The 19,213-nt window shown below is 41.0% G+C and carries 21 protein-coding genes and 1 pseudogene; 9 read left to right on the plus strand and 13 right to left on the minus strand.

Annotation, left to right across the window (positions count from 1 at the left end; translation table 11 throughout):
- The first annotated feature begins 5 nt into the window (after positions 1-5).
- Together ELZ11_RS15025 and rmf are read left to right on the plus strand one after the other, a co-directional pair.
- Entirely contained in the window at positions 6-1,697 is a 1,692-nt protein-coding gene (locus ELZ11_RS15025) for a DUF3466 family protein (protein WP_137358235.1), read from the plus strand.
- 165 nt (positions 1,698-1,862) lie between these two features.
- Positions 1,863-2,036 carry a ribosome modulation factor gene (gene rmf / locus ELZ11_RS15030; RefSeq protein ID WP_137358236.1) on the plus strand — a complete coding sequence of 58 codons (174 nt, stop codon included), beginning with the start codon at positions 1,863-1,865 and terminating at the stop codon, positions 2,034-2,036.
- 140 nt (positions 2,037-2,176) lie between these two features.
- Here the strand turns inward: rmf and fabA are convergent, their stop codons facing one another.
- Both fabA and ELZ11_RS15040 read right to left on the minus strand, forming a co-directional pair.
- The gene (gene fabA, locus ELZ11_RS15035) at positions 2,177-2,692 is read right to left on the minus strand and encodes a bifunctional 3-hydroxydecanoyl-ACP dehydratase/trans-2-decenoyl-ACP isomerase (RefSeq protein ID WP_137358237.1); all 516 of its coding nucleotides are present in this window, start codon (positions 2,690-2,692) and stop codon (positions 2,177-2,179) included.
- A gap of 70 nt (positions 2,693-2,762) precedes the next feature.
- Positions 2,763-4,409, minus strand: a complete 1,647-nt coding sequence (locus ELZ11_RS15040; RefSeq protein ID WP_137358238.1) for a S16 family serine protease — start codon at positions 4,407-4,409, stop codon at positions 2,763-2,765.
- A 193-nt stretch (positions 4,410-4,602) separates the two neighbouring features.
- On the opposite strand from ELZ11_RS15040, the gene matP reads away from it, so the two are divergent.
- The 5 genes from matP to ELZ11_RS15070 all read left to right on the plus strand — a co-directional run bounded on the left by matP (position 4,603) and on the right by ELZ11_RS15070 (position 8,844).
- Positions 4,603-5,052 carry a macrodomain Ter protein MatP gene (matP, locus tag ELZ11_RS15045; protein WP_137358239.1) on the plus strand — a complete coding sequence of 150 codons (450 nt, stop codon included), beginning with the start codon at positions 4,603-4,605 and terminating at the stop codon, positions 5,050-5,052.
- Between the two features lie 9 nt (positions 5,053-5,061).
- Positions 5,062-5,370: a DUF3634 family protein gene (locus ELZ11_RS15050; RefSeq protein ID WP_137358240.1), complete on the plus strand. Its 309-nt coding sequence runs from the start codon at positions 5,062-5,064 to the stop codon at positions 5,368-5,370.
- A gap of 131 nt (positions 5,371-5,501) precedes the next feature.
- Entirely contained in the window at positions 5,502-5,825 is a 324-nt protein-coding gene (locus ELZ11_RS15055) for a hypothetical protein (protein ID WP_137358241.1), read from the plus strand.
- Positions 5,826-5,967: 142 nt separating this feature from the next.
- Positions 5,968-7,185, plus strand: a complete 1,218-nt coding sequence (locus ELZ11_RS15060) for a hypothetical protein (RefSeq protein ID WP_137358242.1) — start codon at positions 5,968-5,970, stop codon at positions 7,183-7,185.
- 1,293 nt (positions 7,186-8,478) lie between these two features.
- Positions 8,479-8,844 carry a phage protein gene (locus tag ELZ11_RS15070; RefSeq protein ID WP_137358244.1) on the plus strand — a complete coding sequence of 122 codons (366 nt, stop codon included), beginning with the start codon at positions 8,479-8,481 and terminating at the stop codon, positions 8,842-8,844.
- A 210-nt stretch (positions 8,845-9,054) separates the two neighbouring features.
- On the opposite strand, the gene ELZ11_RS15075 is transcribed toward ELZ11_RS15070, so the two are convergent.
- Both ELZ11_RS15075 and ELZ11_RS15080 read right to left on the minus strand, forming a co-directional pair.
- Positions 9,055-9,912, minus strand: coding sequence for a hypothetical protein (locus tag ELZ11_RS15075; protein WP_137358245.1), 858 nt, complete (start codon positions 9,910-9,912; stop codon positions 9,055-9,057).
- A gap of 205 nt (positions 9,913-10,117) precedes the next feature.
- Entirely contained in the window at positions 10,118-11,104 is a 987-nt protein-coding gene (locus ELZ11_RS15080) for a hypothetical protein (protein ID WP_137358246.1), read from the minus strand.
- 275 nt (positions 11,105-11,379) lie between these two features.
- Between ELZ11_RS15080 and ELZ11_RS15085 the strand changes: the two genes are divergently transcribed.
- Positions 11,380-12,303, plus strand: coding sequence for a hypothetical protein (locus tag ELZ11_RS15085; RefSeq protein ID WP_137358247.1), 924 nt, complete (start codon positions 11,380-11,382; stop codon positions 12,301-12,303).
- Positions 12,304-12,449: 146 nt separating this feature from the next.
- Positions 12,450-12,824, plus strand: a complete 375-nt coding sequence (locus tag ELZ11_RS15090; RefSeq protein ID WP_137358248.1) for a hypothetical protein — start codon at positions 12,450-12,452, stop codon at positions 12,822-12,824.
- A gap of 59 nt (positions 12,825-12,883) precedes the next feature.
- Here ELZ11_RS15090 and ELZ11_RS15095 read toward each other — a convergent pair whose 3' ends face one another.
- From ELZ11_RS15095 to ELZ11_RS15135, 9 genes and pseudogenes are all read right to left on the minus strand, one after another.
- Entirely contained in the window at positions 12,884-13,594 is a 711-nt protein-coding gene (locus ELZ11_RS15095) for a phospholipase D family protein (protein WP_137358249.1), read from the minus strand.
- A 469-nt stretch (positions 13,595-14,063) separates the two neighbouring features.
- Complete coding sequence (locus tag ELZ11_RS15100; protein ID WP_137358250.1) at positions 14,064-14,312, minus strand: hypothetical protein; 249 nt, start codon at positions 14,310-14,312, stop codon at positions 14,064-14,066.
- A gap of 141 nt (positions 14,313-14,453) precedes the next feature.
- Complete coding sequence (locus tag ELZ11_RS15105; protein WP_137358251.1) at positions 14,454-15,821, minus strand: zonular occludens toxin domain-containing protein; 1,368 nt, start codon at positions 15,819-15,821, stop codon at positions 14,454-14,456.
- Complete coding sequence (locus ELZ11_RS15110) at positions 15,821-16,162, minus strand: DUF2523 family protein (RefSeq protein WP_137358252.1); 342 nt, start codon at positions 16,160-16,162, stop codon at positions 15,821-15,823. The genes ELZ11_RS15105 and ELZ11_RS15110 overlap by 1 nt, the downstream gene beginning before the upstream one ends.
- A complete protein-coding gene (locus tag ELZ11_RS15115; RefSeq protein ID WP_137358253.1) occupies positions 16,162-17,892 on the minus strand; it encodes a hypothetical protein in 1,731 nt (576 codons plus the stop codon). The genes ELZ11_RS15110 and ELZ11_RS15115 overlap by 1 nt, the downstream gene beginning before the upstream one ends.
- A gap of 189 nt (positions 17,893-18,081) precedes the next feature.
- Complete coding sequence (locus ELZ11_RS15120) at positions 18,082-18,279, minus strand: hypothetical protein (RefSeq protein WP_137358254.1); 198 nt, start codon at positions 18,277-18,279, stop codon at positions 18,082-18,084.
- A gap of 38 nt (positions 18,280-18,317) precedes the next feature.
- Positions 18,318-18,635, minus strand: a complete 318-nt coding sequence (locus tag ELZ11_RS15125; protein ID WP_137357506.1) for a hypothetical protein — start codon at positions 18,633-18,635, stop codon at positions 18,318-18,320.
- Positions 18,636-18,638: 3 nt separating this feature from the next.
- Positions 18,639-18,977, minus strand: coding sequence for a DUF1293 family protein (locus ELZ11_RS15130; RefSeq protein WP_137357505.1), 339 nt, complete (start codon positions 18,975-18,977; stop codon positions 18,639-18,641).
- A pseudogene (locus ELZ11_RS15135) lies at positions 18,965-19,213 on the minus strand (replication initiation factor domain-containing protein); the annotation flags it as partial. The gene ELZ11_RS15130 and the pseudogene ELZ11_RS15135, both read right to left, overlap by 13 nt.

The raw sequence follows: 19,213 nt of genomic DNA on the forward strand, positions 1-19,213 counted from the left end.
CGTTGATGAGTTGTACTAAATTTAAATTAACCACAGTTGCTGCTTTAGTTTTGGCGGCAACTCAAGCACATGCAGCCCTTTATAAAGTTGTAGAGGTTACACCTCCCTCAACAATAGACGCACAGATAATATCGGAAGTGTACGGGGTTGCCATTCAACCTTCAGATGCTAGTACACTAGGAAATCTTGGGTGTTTTGATGCTAGCGCGACCAGTTCAGAATGTGAAGGATACAAATTAGCAGGTGAAACTCGAAACTCAGTTGAGGCTGTTAGTTATCGTGAAGAAGTTCCTTTTGCTATGGACGCAGCGTTCCAATACATCCAAGAATATAAAGACTTTGAAAGATACTGTGACTTAGAACTTAAGTATTCAACATGCGATAGCTGGGTATCAAAGCGCTGGGGCACATGGTCCCAAGAAATGAATAACTTAGCTCATGTTAATGCTCAGGCGTTTGTTGAGGGAGCAGTTACTAGTATCAGTGATTATAATTCGGTGATTAATGCACTTGACGATCTTGCGAATCCTGTTGGAGCCGCTTCTGATGGTAATAGTATTCGTCATGCTGCTTTTTCGGATGTTCCACCAACTTCAACAAGTGAATCACGAGCGTGGGGCGTTGTAAAAGTTGACGTTAAAGGCGACGGCAACATCATAACGCATAACGTTGGTAGTATTTCTACATCTAACCCTAATGGAAATGGAAGTTATTTTAATAGTAAAGCTGCTATTTGGAATGACACTAACACCGTATCCTTGGATTGGGTTAGTAGTTCTCCTAGCTCTGGAGACTATAGAGCCCAAGGTAGTATGCGATCTATAGTTGTGAATAACGGCCGGTTCTATGGTGTAGGCTATACCACTGAAGATGGTAACGGAGACTTGCAAGACATGAATGCAAGCATCTTCGTTAGTACAGGTATCGATTTAGCGCTTGATGCAACAACCAGTGATTGGAGCCCTCGTGTTATATCTGGTGCAAATGTTGACTCACGTGATGATTGGAAATATACGAATTCTGTTGCCACTGACATTAACAATAACTTGTTGGTTATTGGGCACGTCAAACGTCGAGGGGATGTTGCAGAAAATGGCGGAACTGGTTTTAAGGCATTTGCAGTTACTGATATAGATTCTCCAACGGCATCATTTCTTTCTGGCAGCTTATTTTTTTCAGGAGCCGGAAGTGAAGCAAAAGCAGTTAATAACTATAATGAAATAGTGGGGAAAGTTGATATTGAATCGGGAGATAAGGTAAGAAAGACTCGAGCCTTTATTTATCCTTATAACACCAATAACTATACCAGTCCAAGGAGTGATTCTGTTTTTTCTAATACAGCATGGCTATTGGATGATCTGACCAATGGCGGTATAGAATCTTCGTCCAACAATAAATTTCGAATCATCGATGCTTCTGACATCAATGATGCAGGGATCATTTCAGGCACTGCTGTGAAATGTGTTGTTAATGGGCAAGACAGTGAATACGACACTACATCTCACAATTCCCAATGTGCTTTTAATAATGGTGGAGAGGAGAAAGTCGTTGCTGTTAAGTTAGTTCCTATCGCAGATGCAACGAGTACTGATATTGTAGCTCGAGGTTCAGATACAGCGAAAGTCGAAAGGCAAGGCGCCGGTTTAGGTCTAATCGCTTTGACCATCCTTGGATTCTTAGGGTTCCGTAGAAAATAGTAAAAATTTCTAATCTAGAGCACAGGTTCACAGTTTTGAATCTGTGCTTTTTTTTGTCTTGAGAAAATAGGGAATGTAGTCGATTCTTAATAGTGGAGTAACACAAGCTCCATATAGGTTTAATAGTTGTACGTTAGTAAATAACACCCGTATGAGGACTGAACTATGAAGAGACAAAAGCGTGATCGCCTAGAACGAGCACAATCCCAAGGATATAAGGCAGGTTTGAATGGAAGATCCCAAGAAACATGCCCCTATAATCAAATGGATTCTCGGTCATATTGGCTAGGTGGTTGGCGTGATGCCAGAGATGATAAACAAGCTGGTCTCTATAAATAATCCCACATACTTGTCATAAGGAATTCGAAAAAGGCTCAATAATATGAGCCTTTTTTATGTCTAGACAATATAAAGCACTATAACTAACTTGCTTGGGAGAAAATAAAGCAGCCTGACAGGCTGCTTCGAATACGTACTTTTTAGAAAGAAGAAGTATCTTGGAAAAGACCAACTTTTAAGTCTTTCGCTACGTAGATTTCTTTTCCATCAACTAAAACACGACCATCTGCAAGGCCCATAACTAGGCGACGATTCACTACACGTTTCATATGAATTTCATACGTTACTTTCTTTGCAGTCGGAAGGATCTGACCTGTAAATTTCACTTCCCCAACACCGAGTGCGCGGCCTTTGCCTTCGCCACCAACCCAACCAAGGTAGAAGCCAACAAGTTGCCACATAGCGTCTAAGCCTAGGCAACCTGGCATTACAGGGTCACCAGGGAAGTGGCAATCGAAGAACCACAAGTCAGGAGTAATATCTAGCTCAGCAAGAATCAAACCTTTACCGAAATCACCTTCGGTTTCAGACATTTTAGTGATGCGATCCATCATCAGCATGTTTGGTGCTGGTAGTTGAGGGCCTTGTGGCCATAATTCGCCTTGGCTTGACGCTAGAAGCTCTTCGCGAGTGTAAGAATCACGTTTGTTTTGCATTATCAATTACTCCAATTTTTGATAGGTGCATCTTAGTGAACAGGTGTACGCTAAACAAGTCCGATCAGTACTAGACAAACCAGTTTTTGATGCGCTCCACAAATCCAGGGGGATGTTCATGTCTTTCAAAGTTTTCAATACGTTCCGCAATTTTGCTTAGAACGTTTTCTTCATTTTCGTCTCTAAATGGTTTGTTCATTATAAGTGGGATAGCTTCGTCCACATTAGAGACAGACCAGATATGAAATTGTTTATTTTTGATACTTTCAACAACAGATTTTTTAAGGGCTAAGTGTTTCAAGTTTGATTTTGGCAGAATCACGCCTTGCTGACCTGTTAAGCCTTTGTGTTCACACACATCATAGAAACCTTCAATTTTCTCATTTAGGCCGCCAACAGCTTGCACGCGGCCAAATTGATCTACGGCACCGGTAACCGCAATTTGCTGGTTAATCGGATATTCAGAGAGCGCGCTGACTAAAGAACATAGTTCGGCGAGTGATGCGCTATCGCCGTCAACTTCGCAATAAGATTGTTCGAAAACGACAGATGCAGAGTATGGTAACGGATCTTCTAAATTAAGTGAGCTGCTAACAAAAGCTTGCATGATCATCATGCCTTTTGCATGAAGGTTACCGCCAAGTTCTGCTTTTCTCTCTACATCTGATATGTCACCGTCGCCAAAATGGATCACACAAGAGATACGAGCAGGTTCACCATAGGATACAGGGTGACCGGGAACATCGATAACAGTTAGGCCATTAACTTGGCCAACTTGTTCGCCATCTGTCTCGATGATTACTTGTCCGTCTAATATGTCTTCTAGAGCACGCTCTGGTAAATAAGCTTCCCTTGAAGATTTATGCTCTATGGCGCTGTCGATATGCTCAGGAGCTATTGGATTAGAATCGGATTCAATGGCGGCTTCTGAAAGGAGCGCGTTATGCCACACTAAACAAAGAGGTACGTAATGCTGATCTTCTGTTTCTCTAGCACCTGCCGCTAAAATAGATTCAACCGATCTTGGGCTAAGTTGCGGTAGGTTAAATCGACGAATAAGCCACTTTATGTAACCTAAATACTCAGAAATCGATTTTTCCGATAATTTTAAATCAAGCTCAAGTTCACTGAATAGGCAGAAGCCGCTTTGAATATCTGTATCCAAGTAGTCAAGGTCTGCGAATTGTCCACGATCACCTACAACCACTAACTTTACGTTATAGGTTGAGGTCGATTGGTATTTTGGAAGCTTATTGTTATTAGTATTGAAGTCGTCTACTGCTTCACCGAGCAATGCAGATTTTAACAATAACCAGCAACCAGGGTTAGCAAGTATCAGGTTTGCTGATATAACTAGATAGCCGCCGTCAGCAGAAGAAAGTAAACCTTCTTTGCTAACTAATTTTTCTCCGTTCTTGACTTGAACTTGGTCAAATAGATTTTCAACTCTAAGCGATTCAGTTTTTATAACAGGCTTAGCACTATCTACTACCGCCTGAATAGACTCGACAACAAGCTGCCTGTATATAGGGTTGTCAGGGGAGTTTACCAATAAAACTCGCGACAAGCTTTTAAGTTGTTCGAAGCGCTGTAAACTTGATTTGAAGCGCGCTTGCATGTCAATAAAAGAGCGTGGTTGTAAGGAATGATATTGGTCTAACTGAGTATCAAACTGAGAATACTGAGGGGTGACTGAACGCCAATCTACTTGAGTCATCGAGAGTTCTGTTAATAGGAAAGTGCGTAGAGTATATAGAAAAACGTGTTTGCGTTATAGAAAATATGCGTTTGCTTTTGCTATATTTTTGAAGATGACTTGATCTAGGTCGATTTGTTACACACAAGAATTGTACGTTTAGAATATTTTGGGTTACGCTGTCACTATGGTTTAGTAATTTTTGGGGAAATCAATGAAATATCAGCAATTGGAAAACTTGGAATGTGGTTGGAAATGGCAATATCTGATGAAAAAGTGGAAAGATGGAGAAAGCATTACACGCCACATAGATTCCAGTGAAGTTGACGTTGCTGTGAACACTTTGAAGAGTTTAGAACACGAGCCAACTCAGGTCTTAGAGTGGATCGAGGATCACATGGCGTTGGAATTGGAAAATAAACTTAAGCAGGCGATACGCGCTAAAAGGAAAAGGCATTTTAATGCCGAACAGGTCCATACTAAGAAGAAATCTATCGACTTAGATTACCGGGTCTGGGAAAAACTGTCTCAACGCGCCAATGAACTTGGCTGTACCTTGTCTGATGCGATTGAGTATCTAGTAACGGAAGCGTCTCGTACTGAGAAAGCAGATAAAAAAGTAACCAGCATTAAAGAAGACTTAAGTAAGCTATTATCTGATTAAGGAGGCATTATGATTTATGTCATAGTGGCTGCGGCCATCATTATATTTTGGTTAGTTCTTGTAGATAGACCAGTCTTGAAAGTTGAATTCGAGATGGGAAACATCATCTCTATTAAAGGACACTTGCCACCTTCCTTTAAGCATAATCTCGTCGAAATTGGTGAAATAGTACCGTTCGAAGGCACGCTTAAGGTTTATAGTAAGCGCACTGGCTACAAACTGGTGTTTTCAAAAGAAGTGCCTAAAAACATTCAACAGCGTATTCGAAACGTATTTCCTCACCAAGGGTTGAAGTCGAAAGGGAACAAAAAAGCATAGGTGCATAGATTGGTCGCTGTTTATCATATCATTTGCACCTTTTTATCGACCCTATCTAAAATGCGTCATTAGTTCGCGCCAGCCCCTACATTTAAATGTGACTCTAGAGCTTTCATATCTTGGAGCTCAATATGTTACATAAGATTCTATTATTCTCGGTATCACTTCTTGTGGTGCCAAGTGCGTTGTCTGATGACGCACTCGTGAATCCTGTTGCTTTCCAAATCAAAAAGAAGGTCACTAAGCATTTAGATAAAAAAGCACCTGATCTAGACGGTTTCTGTGACCTGATGATTGAAATGCGCCACTCTAAATCTCACGCAAGAGTCCATAAAGTAACAACTTCAGGTGATAGTAAGATATGCAAGATCAGCAAAAAAGTAGTTATCAAAGGTGATAAATATCGCTTTTCCACTATAGAAAAATATATCCGTATTCACATCAGTCACAATTAATAAAACCTGATGCCCTATAACTAAATATCTTTTAGCTACATCACAATAACAAAGTGAATTTATTGTCCTATTCTATTAATATCCTGAATGGAAATCTCATAATTACATTATAAATTTAAGAGCACTATTGGAAGGTGACAGGTTGTTGTTAACGAATAAACACTACACGCCAGAAGCAGTCGAAATCGCTCGGAAAATAGCGAATAACGTAGAAGAGCGCCATGCTAAATGGCTTATTAGTATGAAGTTTCTTGTAGATCAAAGCGAAGTCGACACGTTGTTGAGCCTAGAAGGCCGATACTGTGAAGATGTCATTTTCAATGAAGAAGATCGGATTACTAACAATCAACGAATTTTATTAGGTTGTGAGCAAGAACGTGTCAAAGCTCATAAGCAAAAGCTAGAAGATAAACAAAAAACACTTAAAACCGTTGTGGACGCAGTAGCAATGGTCGCTGAAAAAATGATGTGTGATAAATTAGAGGAAACCGATATTGGGACTCTGTTTGGAGGCATTCCTGACTTTGGGCACTTTGCTTCTATCGCTTATTCACCATCTTTAAACTTCTCTAAGTTAAGCACGTTAACCACTTTAAGTCGTCAATTAAGCAGCAATATTCTTGATCTAGTATCTAACCCTAAGTTTAGTGAGCGATTTGGCAAAGCCCCCAAAGCAATTACAGACCCCAAAATAGCGATTGGTCAGATTGGAATAGAAAACTCAAGGTTTTTATTCCCAGTCTTAATGGCACGACCAACATTAAAATGGTCTGATGCCAATACAAAGCTTATAGCCCCAAAAATGTGGCAGCATTTAATTGTAACTTCAAACGTAACAAGAATGCGATTGAAGGAAACTAATGTTCGAGAGCCTGATGTTGGGATCTTGCTTGGCACCTTAAGAGTGATGCCATTGTTTCTCATCTGTAATCACTTCAGCCAAGTTTTTGAAGATGCGCTTGTATACACAATGACTAAATATCGTGAGGCTGACAAGCGTGAAGAATATTATGCGTGCTCGGAAGTCGCACCAAATTTAGTATTCCTACCAAATGTAATCAAGCGAGTTGAAAGACAGTTAGTGCGAAAACTAATAGAGCATATTGAATGGGATGTGAACTCATCATACATAAAACAAGCATTGCTAGAAGACATTGATGACATTTCAATTCTTGAGCGTAGTGAATACGGTGCTGCGTTAGGCCAGGCTAGGGCGTACTCAATCTTCGATGGTCTTAAGCGGAGCAATGCTTTCTTGGATAAACATAAGCCATACTGGTTTGCAAAAGTTCAAATGTCGGGAGCTGCGTTATCTGAGGTTAGGGAGCAGATGCCAGGTAAGTTAACCCTATCAATGTAAAATTGTTGCACTGTAACAAAATCTCCATAGAACAAGCCCGCCTACATTCGTCGGGCTATGAGGTTCTATCAATCGAGTTCCTTTATTTGAAAAGTGTACGTCTGTCGTTCACATATCGCTTTCTTTACCGGAATACCTAATTCTGAGCACGCCATTACCACCTTTAGAGCTCTATCAGCAGGTGCTAACTCTGATAGGATAACAGCTGTTATACACTCGCGATTTAGAAGCAGTTTATTATTAATTAGTGCGTTATCAGCCACACCACAACGAAATTCCTGCTCGTAGGCAAGACTAATGTGTTTTGTATTGTATGAATCATTTAAGTAACTATTTGAACAATAGTTGATCTCAAAGAAGCTAAGATCTGTACACTTCGAAAATTGGCTAAAATCATACTCAATACACATGCCTCGATAATTGTCGGCGTATCGTGACCAAAGTAGTGGGTGCGAATACGACTTAGAAAAGCATGCTAGTTGTAAGCTTTGTTCGGAAGTTTTTTTATTGTCAGTATCGACTAGAAACGAAGACTCGAACGGATCATTAAATGCTTTAGGGCAGTTGAACCACAATGCGCTTTCGGTTATGGCATGAACATTTCTATCATTTATTGACCTAAATTTGTAAAGTTTAGGAATCATATCAATTACTTAAGGTTCAAGATTTCCAAATACTACCATTCAAATGTTGTTTATGCATGTTAATGCATCTCGTTTTTGTAGGTTAATGTTACAGGCTCGTTTTAAATAGTTGAAAGCTATTAACTTGATGGCACTATGGCTAGTTTTTTTGCGATAACTTTATTTAATCAGCGTATTGAAGAGCGTAATAGGAGAGCGTAATAGGAGAGCAAACCGGTTATGTAAGCTTTCGATCGAAGTCTTTGACTGCTGAGCTACTAAAAGAAATGCTAGCCATGAGATGAGCGAGCCCAATAGTAATTACGTGAAAACTCTTGATACAGACTAAGTTCAATGTATGAAGCCAAATGTTGTCGCTTAAATTCCTAAGAACTAAATGAGCTTGCAGATGAGATATTCTCGGTAAGCGAGTGGTTCCTGTCAGGCGCAGACGTAAATCGCTATGAAAAATCAATGGGCTATATGAGACAGGTCAACACGCAATGGAACATGCACGTAAAAGTTTTGGCGTAACGACGTTCAGAACCGTTGAATGAAGCTAAGAACCCACCAAATAAAGCTCTAGCCCGGTGCGTATTATGTGCAGTTATGTTTAATGGTGTATATATTTATAAGATCATGCAACCTCTTGTATTTAGAGGTTTTATTGATGAAGTACCGCGAAATGAGTAAGAATTACATTTTTCGGGCTATGGAATGCCAAATGACTAAGGAGGAGGTCGCTAAACTCTGTTTCAAATCTGTGAGAACGGTCACGGAGTGGGATAAAGGAAAACCGATACCACCCGAATGTAAACGGCTTATGAGGATGATGAAAGGTCGAGAACTGAGTGCAAGTGACGACTGGGAGCAGTTCAAAATGCACTATGACAAGCTTGAACTACCAACAGGACAAATTGTTTCACCCCAACAAATTTTGGCAGGAATTGCCTTGCTTAGTATCCAATCAGAGTTAGAGATAAAAACGTCGAAGCAGTTAATCAAACTGGCGCGTTCGATAGCTCGAATTCTATAAACCACATGTCACTGGTCAGGTTTCTATATTTGATCGGTGCCTTTCTGCAATTCACGACCAGTGTTTTTGATCACACTCATAAAGAACTGTTATTACTTGATTAAAATAAATACAATTCATATCAATCAGTGTGCTATATAGAAAAGTTCTGTATTTAAGTGCAGAGTGATTCAGTCTAATAGCTGTTATATGCACCACCAACTCCAACCTTTAAGAATAGTAATCAGAGTAATGCTTCGTCAGCTCAGCATCCAATTTGATAATATCTTTTACTACGGAAATATTTGATTTTAAGTCTGTCCCTACGAAATCATTGTACGCAAAAATATTAAAAGTGCTTTCCATCGTTCCTAAACGGTTGAGTAACTCAAGCAAAGTATCGTCGGAGCTATTTACTACAGCAGAGGAGCTTCTTATCTTGTGGTTTAGTATTTCAAATGATATGCGAATGTAATCGCTTAAGTTAGGTTGCTGGTTAATGATATGTCGGTTGTGACTAGCATTAGTTATTAGCGATATTGGCGAGTTCTTCTTAATGTTTTCTAGAGCTACAATTAACTCTTCATCATTGAACGCCCGCATGGATTTGTACTCTGGGTTATTATTTTGAATTTGAAACTCACTAGAAATCACTTCAATTATGTCACCTAAAATAAATTTGGTTTCCGCTAAAAGGTTGTGAAGCATAGGTTTCATTTTCTTTGCATTTCGTTGCTCGACACGATAAACGACTAAATAGAAGAAAATGTAGCTGACAATGTAACCGATACATAAATTGAAAATTATTGCATTGTTTTGGATATACGCTCGAATGCATTTAAAAACCGAGTTACTATCGTGTATAGCCCAAGATGATGAATCGGAAAATACCAATAAAAATAAAGCTGGTAGCATAAGTGTAGATATTAAGCTGTTCTCAACGAAAAAGTGGAACTTTCCTCGCAGATATTTACATAAGCGTCGTTTGTAGTTGCTACACCAAAACCTGATGTAGCCACCTAAGTGCTTTATTGGGTGTTCTTCTTCTGCAAATATTTCTTTAATGTGCTTTATGTGGGCCTTTATCATAGCCTAGCTCCATTTTAATGGTATGTGATTCTACTGTGTGTCATATGCATATAACAAGGCGTTTAAGACAGATTCCCAACGCTTGGCATTTTCGGTTTGATTCTACTTTAGTGTTTACGGCACAATGGTTTAAGTATGGTGGTCTGCGTTGCTCACCACTTAACGCGCGTTAGCAATAGGGGCAGAGCACCTGCCCACAAGCGTATTATTTAAAGCGATATTTTTTCGGTCTGTCGCTATTGGATTCAAAGCGCTCATCATCGGCAGTTCGACAAAGAGTAGTGTTAATCGTACTGATAAACTCTCTTGTTGCAGTTTTTTCGTCACAATTTTTAGAGTTCATCATATGGGAATAGCTCCCATCAACTAGTTCTGGGTGCTTTTTCTTCAAGCCTTCAAAAATTGCGTGTTTGTCAAAGAAAACGCCTTTATTTTCAATCAAAAGGTCGTGTACTCGTTGCTTACTTACAAACGTGTTTGAGTTTCTTTTTCTATTTGTAGTTACTGGCTCAGGCACCGTTTCTAAAGGTAACTGGGCGGTTAAAGTTTGATCTTTGCCACTTAATGAGTCTTCTAATTCTGAAGCTTCAAGTGGACTAAGGTTGCCAAAATCGAGATTAAATAACGCCTTTAAAGCCTCACGACTACGAATAGTGCGCAGCATTGCCTCTTTAGGCAGGTTATAACCTTGAAGTTCATGTTTTATAAATTTAACTTTTAAGGTTTGCGCTGAATATGTATCACGGTCTAGTAGAGCATAAAGCAGGCTTAGGTCGTCTTCGTTACGCAACTCAAACGTTACGAATGGTTTTTCATCCATTCGATTTGGAGTTACAAAATCACTGAAAAGGCGGTATTCATTGCCATTTGTTAAAATTGCCAGCTTAACGAGCGAGGTATTTGAATTAAAGTAATCACGTAACTGATAGTAATACTCTTGCTTATCAAGTGATTCAGATAATCGTTTGGCTTCCAATATAAAATTCTGTTTTGGCTTGCCATCAACATCTCCCCAAAAAACGCAGTCGATTTTTGTACGGTTGCCTTCATTTAACTCATACCTAACGTGTGTGATATCAGTAAAATCATATTTAGCATTGCTAAGGACAGGGGCGATCAAGTAGTTGATAGTTTCAGTTTCATTAATGTTAAAATATCTACTGTCTTGTAACTTATCTATTACTGTCTTCATTGAATTTGCGCCTGTTACCATTTGTGATTTATATGTTTGTAATAGTACAACGTATATTGTACTGTATCAATAGCAATATTGCTAACAAACGATTTAAGAGTGGTTCCTAGCGCTTGGGAGTTTGGTTCAAAATTTGAGTGTGGTGTTTACGGTGGTCTGGTTAAGTGTCGTGGTAGCGTTGCTCACATCTTACTTTCGCTGTGGCAGAAGTTTAATAAGCATTACATAGATGAGTTTATCGCAACATAACAAGTCGTTAGCCTTCAAGGAGAGATATGAGCGTTCCTTTAGTTTACATTGATCAAAATATTATTGGCTTGCAGCTACAAGGGATTACGAACTTTTGTAAGAGAGAAGACCTGATTTGGATTTATTCAAAAGAGCACTTCGCTGAAATTAGGCGCTCTAATGAACCTGAGAAATATTTAGATGTACTCAACGATATTGATGCAAAGATGTTAGATCTTGTCCTTGACGAAAGTTGGAAAATTACAGGTGAAGCAAGGCTCATTGAGTATGGAACTCCATACCAACACTATGAAAAGTACATAGAGGCGATGGGCGATGTAGACTTTGATGACACAATATTTGACCCATTCCAAGTTTGGGTTAATGGCGGAGGTGATGAGGAGCCACTAAAAGAGTTATCAGAAAACCTGGCTAGACAAATTATACCATTAGTTTCTTATGTGCCTATTGACTCAACTGAACTGACAGATAAATTTGCATCGATAAGGCCTGAGTGTGATTCAATGGTTAGTGAGTTAGTATCGAATGGAAATGATATTAAGAAAACTAGAGCAGCGTTTGGTGATGAGAAAGGTGCTATTGGTAGCATCACAGGTGAACAGCAAGTTAAGCAGATTTGGGAATTGATATCTCCAGTCATGGCAGGGGCTGATATCAGTTGTGACCAATTTTTTGGTTTTGATCCTATTGATAAACAAGGTTATGCCGTGTGGCCGATGTACCTAGGAATTATTGGGTGCAATTCTGTTATGGATATTTTGGGCTTTCTAGCTGAAAAAAAGTGCAGAAAAATAAACAAAATTCACAATGTCAGAAGTGATGCTGGCCACATTGCAATGGGAGCATACTGCTCGGCAATTCTATCTGAGGACAAGCGTTTGGTAAAAAGAGCAAAAGCTATCTATGAATACAAAAATATAGGTACTTCACCTGTTTTAATCGAACGGTAGGCTAACAAACTGCTCAAGTTTCTCAGAGTTGGACTCGAAAATATGAAAATTCTAGTAATTATAGTGTTTGGTAAAGGATGTTTTTTATTATTCAATAAGTTACGATAATTGTAATTCAACAAATATTTACTCTAGGAATTATAAGAATGGTTGAAACAGCTACCAGTGTGTTTTGGGTAACTACAGTGATCTCGATGTTTCTCGGATGGGTGTTATCACATGCTATTGGGGAGCATGGATTTTTTCCTAAGCAAGGCCTTATCACTGACTTAACATCTGCTGCAGTCTTGTGGGGATTAAGTTACATAGTAGAGTTTGTAGCGAATGTGATAAAACTTGAATGCGGAACATATGGCGAATTGACAGATTTTGACCAGTCTGGCTGCGAAACCTATGCTGGTGAAGTCCATACGGTCTCTGATGTATTGAATAACACATTAGGTATAAATCCAGTGCTTTTCGCAGCAGGTTTGTTTGGATTGTTTGCAATTGTTATGCTTGTTGTCCGTAATAAAAAATAGTACATAAAGTCCCAACCTGCTCGTAATAGCAGTTTTGGGACTCAAACATTGCGCTTAGTTTACGCTATTTCTAAAGCCTCCGGCCAAATAAAATAGGGGCCAAAACGCTTACTGTACTTAGACTCTCCACCACTATCTTTTCCAGAATCAGTTAACTTAAGTTTACCATTATCAAGAGTAAGGTAGCCTTTGGCGACACAAGCACTAATGAAGTCATCAGTCTTTAGTTTGTGTTTCTTTGCTAGCTTCGATGAAGTTACTTTTAAAGCATCTTCGAGTGAATTTGAGGCGTCGTTGCTTTTCGACTCTGCAGCTTCAGGCGCTACCTTTTCTAATGAAATTCTTACTTCATCACTTATGCGTATGATGCGCTGAGCTTCTTCATAGGATTCCTTGTAGATTTCTTGGTCTTCTTCTCGGTCAATATGAATACCCATTTCATTATTATTTACTTGGCTAAACTCGTAGAGATTTAAGCTAGTAATGATGCAGGAGCTTTCATTCATGTAGCACTTGGCGTGCAGGTTCTTACAGAAGCTAGTTCGCACGAAAGACAGCCCCTTAAGCCAGTTAATCTCATCGGGTTGCAGTTCACTTTTTCCGTAGACAATTCGAATGTCGATTTTCATTCTGTCTTTGTCTTCGAGCAACTCCTTAATCCTATCGTTCAGTTTTAGGAAAGGGCTAATGAGTATTAGCCGTTCAGATGCATTTTTTATTAATTCTTCTAAGTAGTAATTGGTTGCACTAGTGTTTAAAAACTTAGCCATTTCATATCCTTGACATATAAAACCTAACTCATAAAAACTAAGGTTTATGAATCTGTTTATCAAGCAAACCAGTACAGACATCAAACACAGTGCAAAGTATTTGAACAAAAACTAAGAGAAAGTCTAGTAGGAGGCTGATAGTTTGGGGGAATTTACCCCCGTGATACACCACGGGGGTTTGACCCTCCGCCTCATTCTTCCTCCTCAGTCTTCGTCGTCATCACTCGTTGTCAGGTCAGCACCGCAAGAGATCCTTTTCGACACTCAAATGATCTTAAAACAGCCTCATACAAAAAAGCCTTGCGAACTTGGCAAGGCTTTAAAAGAGCGGTTCTGGCAGGAACGGGGAGGTGACAGACCTCAAGTTGCAGAGTTACTAACCGCGCCGATTGGCTACAGCTGTCATCATTGGCTTCTGTGGGCGGCTTGGTGCTTCGTTCGCGCTCCGCACTCTCTTTTCCCTGCGGGGCTAGTCTTTCACGACTTCGTGAAGACCTTTTAACGCATCAAGATAATCGTTCACGGCCACTTCGTTCTGATAAAGCTTACTGCGTAGCTTTTCATTCTTCGCACGTTCCTTCAGATATAGCTCTTGGTACTTGAGCGCATCGTAACCACCTTGAATAAGTGCTTTTGACATCGTTGATGTGTTGGTCAGCTGTTTTAGTTCGGATAGCATTTCGCTGTGCTTGTCAGTTTCTCGGATTGTAATCGCCATCATTTTTCCTAAATACCGGTTTAGCCTGGAACGATTATGATAGCACTTCTACTAGAGGATATAAGACGACTTTCTTGATTTTGATAGCATTATTATAGGTTAGCCATATGTGCCGGTTCGTGTTTTGATGGCACTCTAGAATCAAAACAAACTGACTTTTGCATTCACCGTTTCAGGCCGTTGAGCACGTTGCTCTAACGGCTTGCATGTGATCATCTTTCTTTGGCCGTTTCGTGTTAGCTCTAAAAGACATTGGTCAATCACTCGATAACTAATGTCGTAGTTATCGAGAAACTTCTCACTCAAACTGTAGATGCCATCGGCAGTGATGGCTTCTAAATTCACGTATCGGTTAATCTTGTTGTCCTTAATGGCGAACGTCACTGAAGTCACGAACGCTTTCTGGATACCCTCGAAAGGTAGAATCTTTCCTATATAAACACTCTTAACAACATCCCCATGATTAGCTTGATTGCTATCCCCACGAGTAGATACATCAGAATCACTTTGACCAGCCGTTTTAGTCGATGAGTCGTTTTGGCCAAGAACGGGAGACGAAGATTGCGACGTTTGCGGTTGCGTATCTTCCTCAGAAGAATCAATAAGGCGATTGGATATTTCATACACTAAGTAACCTAAGCAAAGGATGGACAGCAGCAGAGCTGCAATGGCTTTGGGGCTACGAAATAGGGTGTTCATAGCTCCGGCTTGTTTGGCAACCCCTGTACCTGTCGACTTGTACAGTAGGAACGCATCAAGAGGGATTTTCTTTTTAAACGTGTTCACGTCGAGCTTTTTGGGGATGACGGGTGTAGTGACTGACTTGTCATGTTTCCAAATCAGTGGCTTTCGTTTACACCAAAAGAACTGGTCACGGCCTTTATGGAAGAAGTTCTGCTCACCACACGCTTTGATGCCTGAATCGATTTGTTTCCAGTCCGGTGAAAGTAGCTCGATATCCCAGTTGTATTTCCGGTGACGCATGAACCCCTCGTTGAACGTGTGAGGATAGATAATGCGGCCGTTCTCATCGTATTGTGCGACACCTCTATCATCCGTTTCCGATTCTTCGAGTTCGTTCATATCGGCAGGAATATAGCGAGAGTTAAAGAAATCAACATAGGAATCTGGCAGTAGGCCGTCTTTGCCCTGGTCTTTAGTGATGAACGTATCGAGAGGCTGATACTTCACTTTCTTCATATCAAAGCCGATGTTCTTAGAGTAGATATCTTGGCATTCATCTATCACAATCAGCGCCCCAATCGGGCACCAACAAAAGAAGTGCGTCCACAGAAATACGCCAGCTTCATCCCTTGATGAGATGCGTAGCAATTTAGTGGTGGAGGGGAACTTACAATCAAAGCGTTTCTCTATCGAAGCAACGGTTTCCATACCTTCAATGTTGGTGACGACAACACGACCAGCTTTGAGCGCTTCATAAATTACAAAATAGGCGGTGTAGGCAGATTTATAGGAGCCGTTTGCACCCGTTCGAATGGTGATAGCCATTAGCGTGTCATCCTCATAACAAAGCCAGTGGTAAAGAAGTTAGCAAGAATGGACAGCCCTTGAGGGACACCAAACTTGAACGCGTAAAAACGTATTTCGGATGGCAACATATTGAACGCGGTTTTAAGCGCATCGTTAAAGCCAATCTCTTGGAGCAGGATTCGAGCGGAGTTGTAAGACAGCTTCATGAACTCGATTTGAGCCATGATGGTGAGCTTCAAAAAGAACAGCTGAACATACGAAAAGAGATCCATCATCATCTGTGGAATACCGACAAGGAAATCAGAGAAGAACTGGAACTGTTCGGCGCTCCAATTGAGAAAGGTCGTTAGTGCTTCCATTAGCTATTCCCCAACATTCGTAGACCTGCAATCACGCAGATAAAAATAATGACTGCATAGATAAGTTCGCTATTGTCCAAGAGCGCTTCAAGCACCCCTGATTTGAAAGAGTGGCTGCCACCGTTTAGCGTTAAGTCCAAACGGTGCTCAACGTATTCGCCTTGTTCAAAACCACTGACATCCACAGAGAGTAGGGACTTGAACTCATTGAGCTGGGCGGCGTATTCGGTTTTGAGTGTTTCAATATCGGTGTTGATTTCGGTGAATGCGCTTTCGCTAAAGAGAAAGTCTGATTGAAAGGTGTCGCCCGGTGTCGGTTTGGTGAAAGTCCCTTGGCCGAGCTTATCGATAGAGTCAGAAATGCCGCTGAGAGAATCCGCGATGATTTGAGAGCCGTTACCATCCGTTGGCGAACCACCAGAAGCAAGGCCGTCGAGCTTGGTGGCTAATCCCTCGATTTGAGCAGACAGGCTTTCATTAAGATCCTGTACCTCGTAAAACGTGTCATCAGATACCGCGTAAGCAAGGGAAGAATTGTTTTTAGCGATGCGAACATCTTCGGCCAGTGCGTCTAGCTTGTCAGAGTTACGATAATTACGGTTGAGTACATCCAGAGCTTCACTCATTTGGTTTTTGATGGTGTCGGTATTTTTCTTTGCACCATTAGAGCGGTTGGCCGCGTTCTTGAGTTGGGTTGCTTGGGTAGAAGTCAGGCCACCGCCACCAGAAATAGAAATGTCTTCAATCTTGTTCGCCAAATTCATTTCGATTTGGTTCAAGCGAGAGGAGTGTGTATTTTGAGTTGAAATGATTTGGTCGTTCTTTTGTTTGTTGGTGACTGAGTTGCGAACACTGTCTAAGAGCCAACTGTTTTGAGCCGTAGTCAAACCGCCGCCACTGACTTCAATACCGTTCATCGCACCGATAACGTTGTTTTCAGACTTAACGATTCGGTTATAAAGATTGGCCTCAACGCCATCGATTTGTTCAGTCGTCATCACCCTAGAGTTGTGAATGGTATTAACCGCAGTGTCAGAAGCATCTTCAATAGCACCGACAACCCCACGAGTCACCGCCCTTAAATCGTCTTTATCAACTAGGTCTATCGCTAACTTCTGGATGGACGTAGCTAAGCGGCTGTTCGTATCGGCCACCTTTACAGATGAATTAGCAAGAGTACGTATACCGTTACAATCAACACCACCTGAGCACTCAATGACATAGTTAACATCTTCAATGCGATTCAAAGTATTAACGTGAGGGTCTAATGCATCAGGAATATTATTCCCGCTGTTATCAGCATTATCGCTGTTGTTTACATTAGGAGCAGGGTCGACACCATTAGGGATACCGTCACCATCAAAATCTTCTTCAATATCAGGGATACCGTTCATGTTTAAATCTCCCTCATAAGGGAATGGTAAAGGCTCATCACCAAAGAAGCGTCCGCGTTCTGACCAAGCACATGTCGCACCTGTATGTTTAAATTGCCCCGTCCAGTATTGGTCGTTATTCGGTGCATCGACTTGAACTGCGCCCGTTAGAATCAATTCACACGCCACTTGACCCTCAGCAGAACCGCGACAATAACGATTAGGTTCATCCCCATAAACGTAGGCGTCCCATCTCACCGTTCGATTCAAATCTTTAAAAACCATACACGAAGAAACGCAGACACCGCCTTGGTCAACTTGACCAGCAGGACAATCAATCGCGTAGGATTGAGCCATAAAAACCAGGCATGAAACCATCAAAAAGAGCAGGGCAATAAAGGTATTAATTATCGATTTCATACTGAACCCAGATATAAAAAAGCCCCCGTTAGGAGGCGTTAATTCCGGTATAGATACCGTAGACAAAGGATGAAGCCATAACCACGCCAAGTAAGATGGTTACGACTTCAGAGACAAATTGCCCCATTAGTTACGCATTGCACCGACAATGGCGTACATACCAAAGCCAACCGCCGCCATGCCAATCACACCCACGACCACTAGACCGTAGTTAGCTTGACCCGCTGAGATAGCCGCATTAAGCGCTGTAGTCACCGCACTGTCTTCAGCAAAAGCCGCAGAAGAAACACCAAGAGTTGCACCAGCCAAAAGTAAACGTTTCATAAGTTTTATTTCCTAAAATGTATATAAAGATTAAATGCTTAGCGTCTGCCAAGCGCTTTGAGTATTCGCCCCAGTGCGTGACCAGAAACGAATGAAAATAGAATCCAACCTGAAACCGTGGTGTAGATTTCCGAATCAATGTTGAGTTGGTAATCACTGCTTACTGCCGCAGGTTGTGATTCTAAAAAGTAATAATTGTTTTGAGATTCCAAGAACTCGGTTGTTACCGATACCGCCCAATCACAATTGCTCTTGTGGGTACTCACGATATTGCTCGTGTTGTACTCCAAGATGATTGTTGAGTTAGCCCCATCAAAAGAGAGAAGACTGGCGCAGTACCCTGTAACAAATGCCATGGATTAAGCCTTAAGTGACGCTTGGAAATGCTTTTTGATTTCGTCGTCCACTGGCTCAAGCTTGTTCACCAAAATGTCTAAAGGATCATTTGGATTAGCACCAAAGCTCAGTTGGTATTCTCGGTTGGCCACGAACGCACGCGACTGGATAAGTTGACGCGCATAATCCACGTCGATTTTCAGCGCTTGCTTGTTGTAAGGAATGTCGGTTGAGAAGCCGATGCCCGTTTGTTGAAACTTTTCGTTGTCGACTTCTTCTACCGCGCGAAGTACTGACAATTCAGCGAATTCCATTCCCGATTTAGGGAAACGTTTGATAGAGATTCCAGTTATTGTAGGCATATTCTTGACTCCAAAATTTCGACTTTTTGTCTTGTGTATTCGTCGGGAACGCCCAACGAGGTTTCAAAATTGGCACGTCGATGATGTGTAGGGATGAGCATTCCAAATGCTTCACCTAAATCACCATCAGTCATGGCCACGATTTCAGATAACGCTTTTCCACATTGGCGACGAACCCAAGCAATACGAGCCATGAACTCTAATCCGGCTTTCTTCTTGTTGAGTTCAATCTTCAT

Source organism: Vibrio profundi (genome assembly GCF_005281835.1).
In the GTDB taxonomy this organism is placed as follows: Bacteria; Pseudomonadota; Gammaproteobacteria; order Enterobacterales; family Vibrionaceae; genus Vibrio; species Vibrio profundi.

What these genes read in the sequence shown, in the direction of transcription:
- rmf (WP_137358236.1), top strand. Translation starts at nt 1,863, where the DNA reads ATGAAGAGACAAAAGCGTGATCGCCTAGAACGAGCACAATCCCAAGGA.
- ELZ11_RS15085 (WP_137358247.1), top strand. Translation starts at nt 11,380, where the DNA reads ATGAGCGTTCCTTTAGTTTACATTGATCAAAATATTATTGGCTTGCAG.
- ELZ11_RS15055 (WP_137358241.1), top strand. Translation starts at nt 5,502, where the DNA reads ATGTTACATAAGATTCTATTATTCTCGGTATCACTTCTTGTGGTGCCA.
- ELZ11_RS15025 (WP_137358235.1), top strand. Translation starts at nt 6, where the DNA reads ATGAGTTGTACTAAATTTAAATTAACCACAGTTGCTGCTTTAGTTTTG.
- fabA (WP_137358237.1), bottom strand. Translation starts at nt 2,692, where the DNA reads ATGCAAAACAAACGTGATTCTTACACTCGCGAAGAGCTTCTAGCGTCA.
- ELZ11_RS15115 (WP_137358253.1), bottom strand. Translation starts at nt 17,892, where the DNA reads ATGGCTCAATCCTACGCGATTGATTGTCCTGCTGGTCAAGTTGACCAA.
- ELZ11_RS15080 (WP_137358246.1), bottom strand. Translation starts at nt 11,104, where the DNA reads ATGAAGACAGTAATAGATAAGTTACAAGACAGTAGATATTTTAACATT.
- ELZ11_RS15075 (WP_137358245.1), bottom strand. Translation starts at nt 9,912, where the DNA reads ATGATAAAGGCCCACATAAAGCACATTAAAGAAATATTTGCAGAAGAA.
- ELZ11_RS15070 (WP_137358244.1), top strand. Translation starts at nt 8,479, where the DNA reads ATGAAGTACCGCGAAATGAGTAAGAATTACATTTTTCGGGCTATGGAA.
- ELZ11_RS15125 (WP_137357506.1), bottom strand. Translation starts at nt 18,635, where the DNA reads ATGGCATTTGTTACAGGGTACTGCGCCAGTCTTCTCTCTTTTGATGGG.
- ELZ11_RS15040 (WP_137358238.1), bottom strand. Translation starts at nt 4,409, where the DNA reads ATGACTCAAGTAGATTGGCGTTCAGTCACCCCTCAGTATTCTCAGTTT.
- matP (WP_137358239.1), top strand. Translation starts at nt 4,603, where the DNA reads ATGAAATATCAGCAATTGGAAAACTTGGAATGTGGTTGGAAATGGCAA.
- ELZ11_RS15120 (WP_137358254.1), bottom strand. Translation starts at nt 18,279, where the DNA reads ATGAAACGTTTACTTTTGGCTGGTGCAACTCTTGGTGTTTCTTCTGCG.
- ELZ11_RS15110 (WP_137358252.1), bottom strand. Translation starts at nt 16,162, where the DNA reads ATGGAAGCACTAACGACCTTTCTCAATTGGAGCGCCGAACAGTTCCAG.
- ELZ11_RS15090 (WP_137358248.1), top strand. Translation starts at nt 12,450, where the DNA reads ATGGTTGAAACAGCTACCAGTGTGTTTTGGGTAACTACAGTGATCTCG.
- ELZ11_RS15095 (WP_137358249.1), bottom strand. Translation starts at nt 13,594, where the DNA reads ATGGCTAAGTTTTTAAACACTAGTGCAACCAATTACTACTTAGAAGAA.
- ELZ11_RS15100 (WP_137358250.1), bottom strand. Translation starts at nt 14,312, where the DNA reads ATGGCGATTACAATCCGAGAAACTGACAAGCACAGCGAAATGCTATCC.
- ELZ11_RS15050 (WP_137358240.1), top strand. Translation starts at nt 5,062, where the DNA reads ATGATTTATGTCATAGTGGCTGCGGCCATCATTATATTTTGGTTAGTT.
- ELZ11_RS15130 (WP_137357505.1), bottom strand. Translation starts at nt 18,977, where the DNA reads ATGCCTACAATAACTGGAATCTCTATCAAACGTTTCCCTAAATCGGGA.
- ELZ11_RS15105 (WP_137358251.1), bottom strand. Translation starts at nt 15,821, where the DNA reads ATGGCTATCACCATTCGAACGGGTGCAAACGGCTCCTATAAATCTGCC.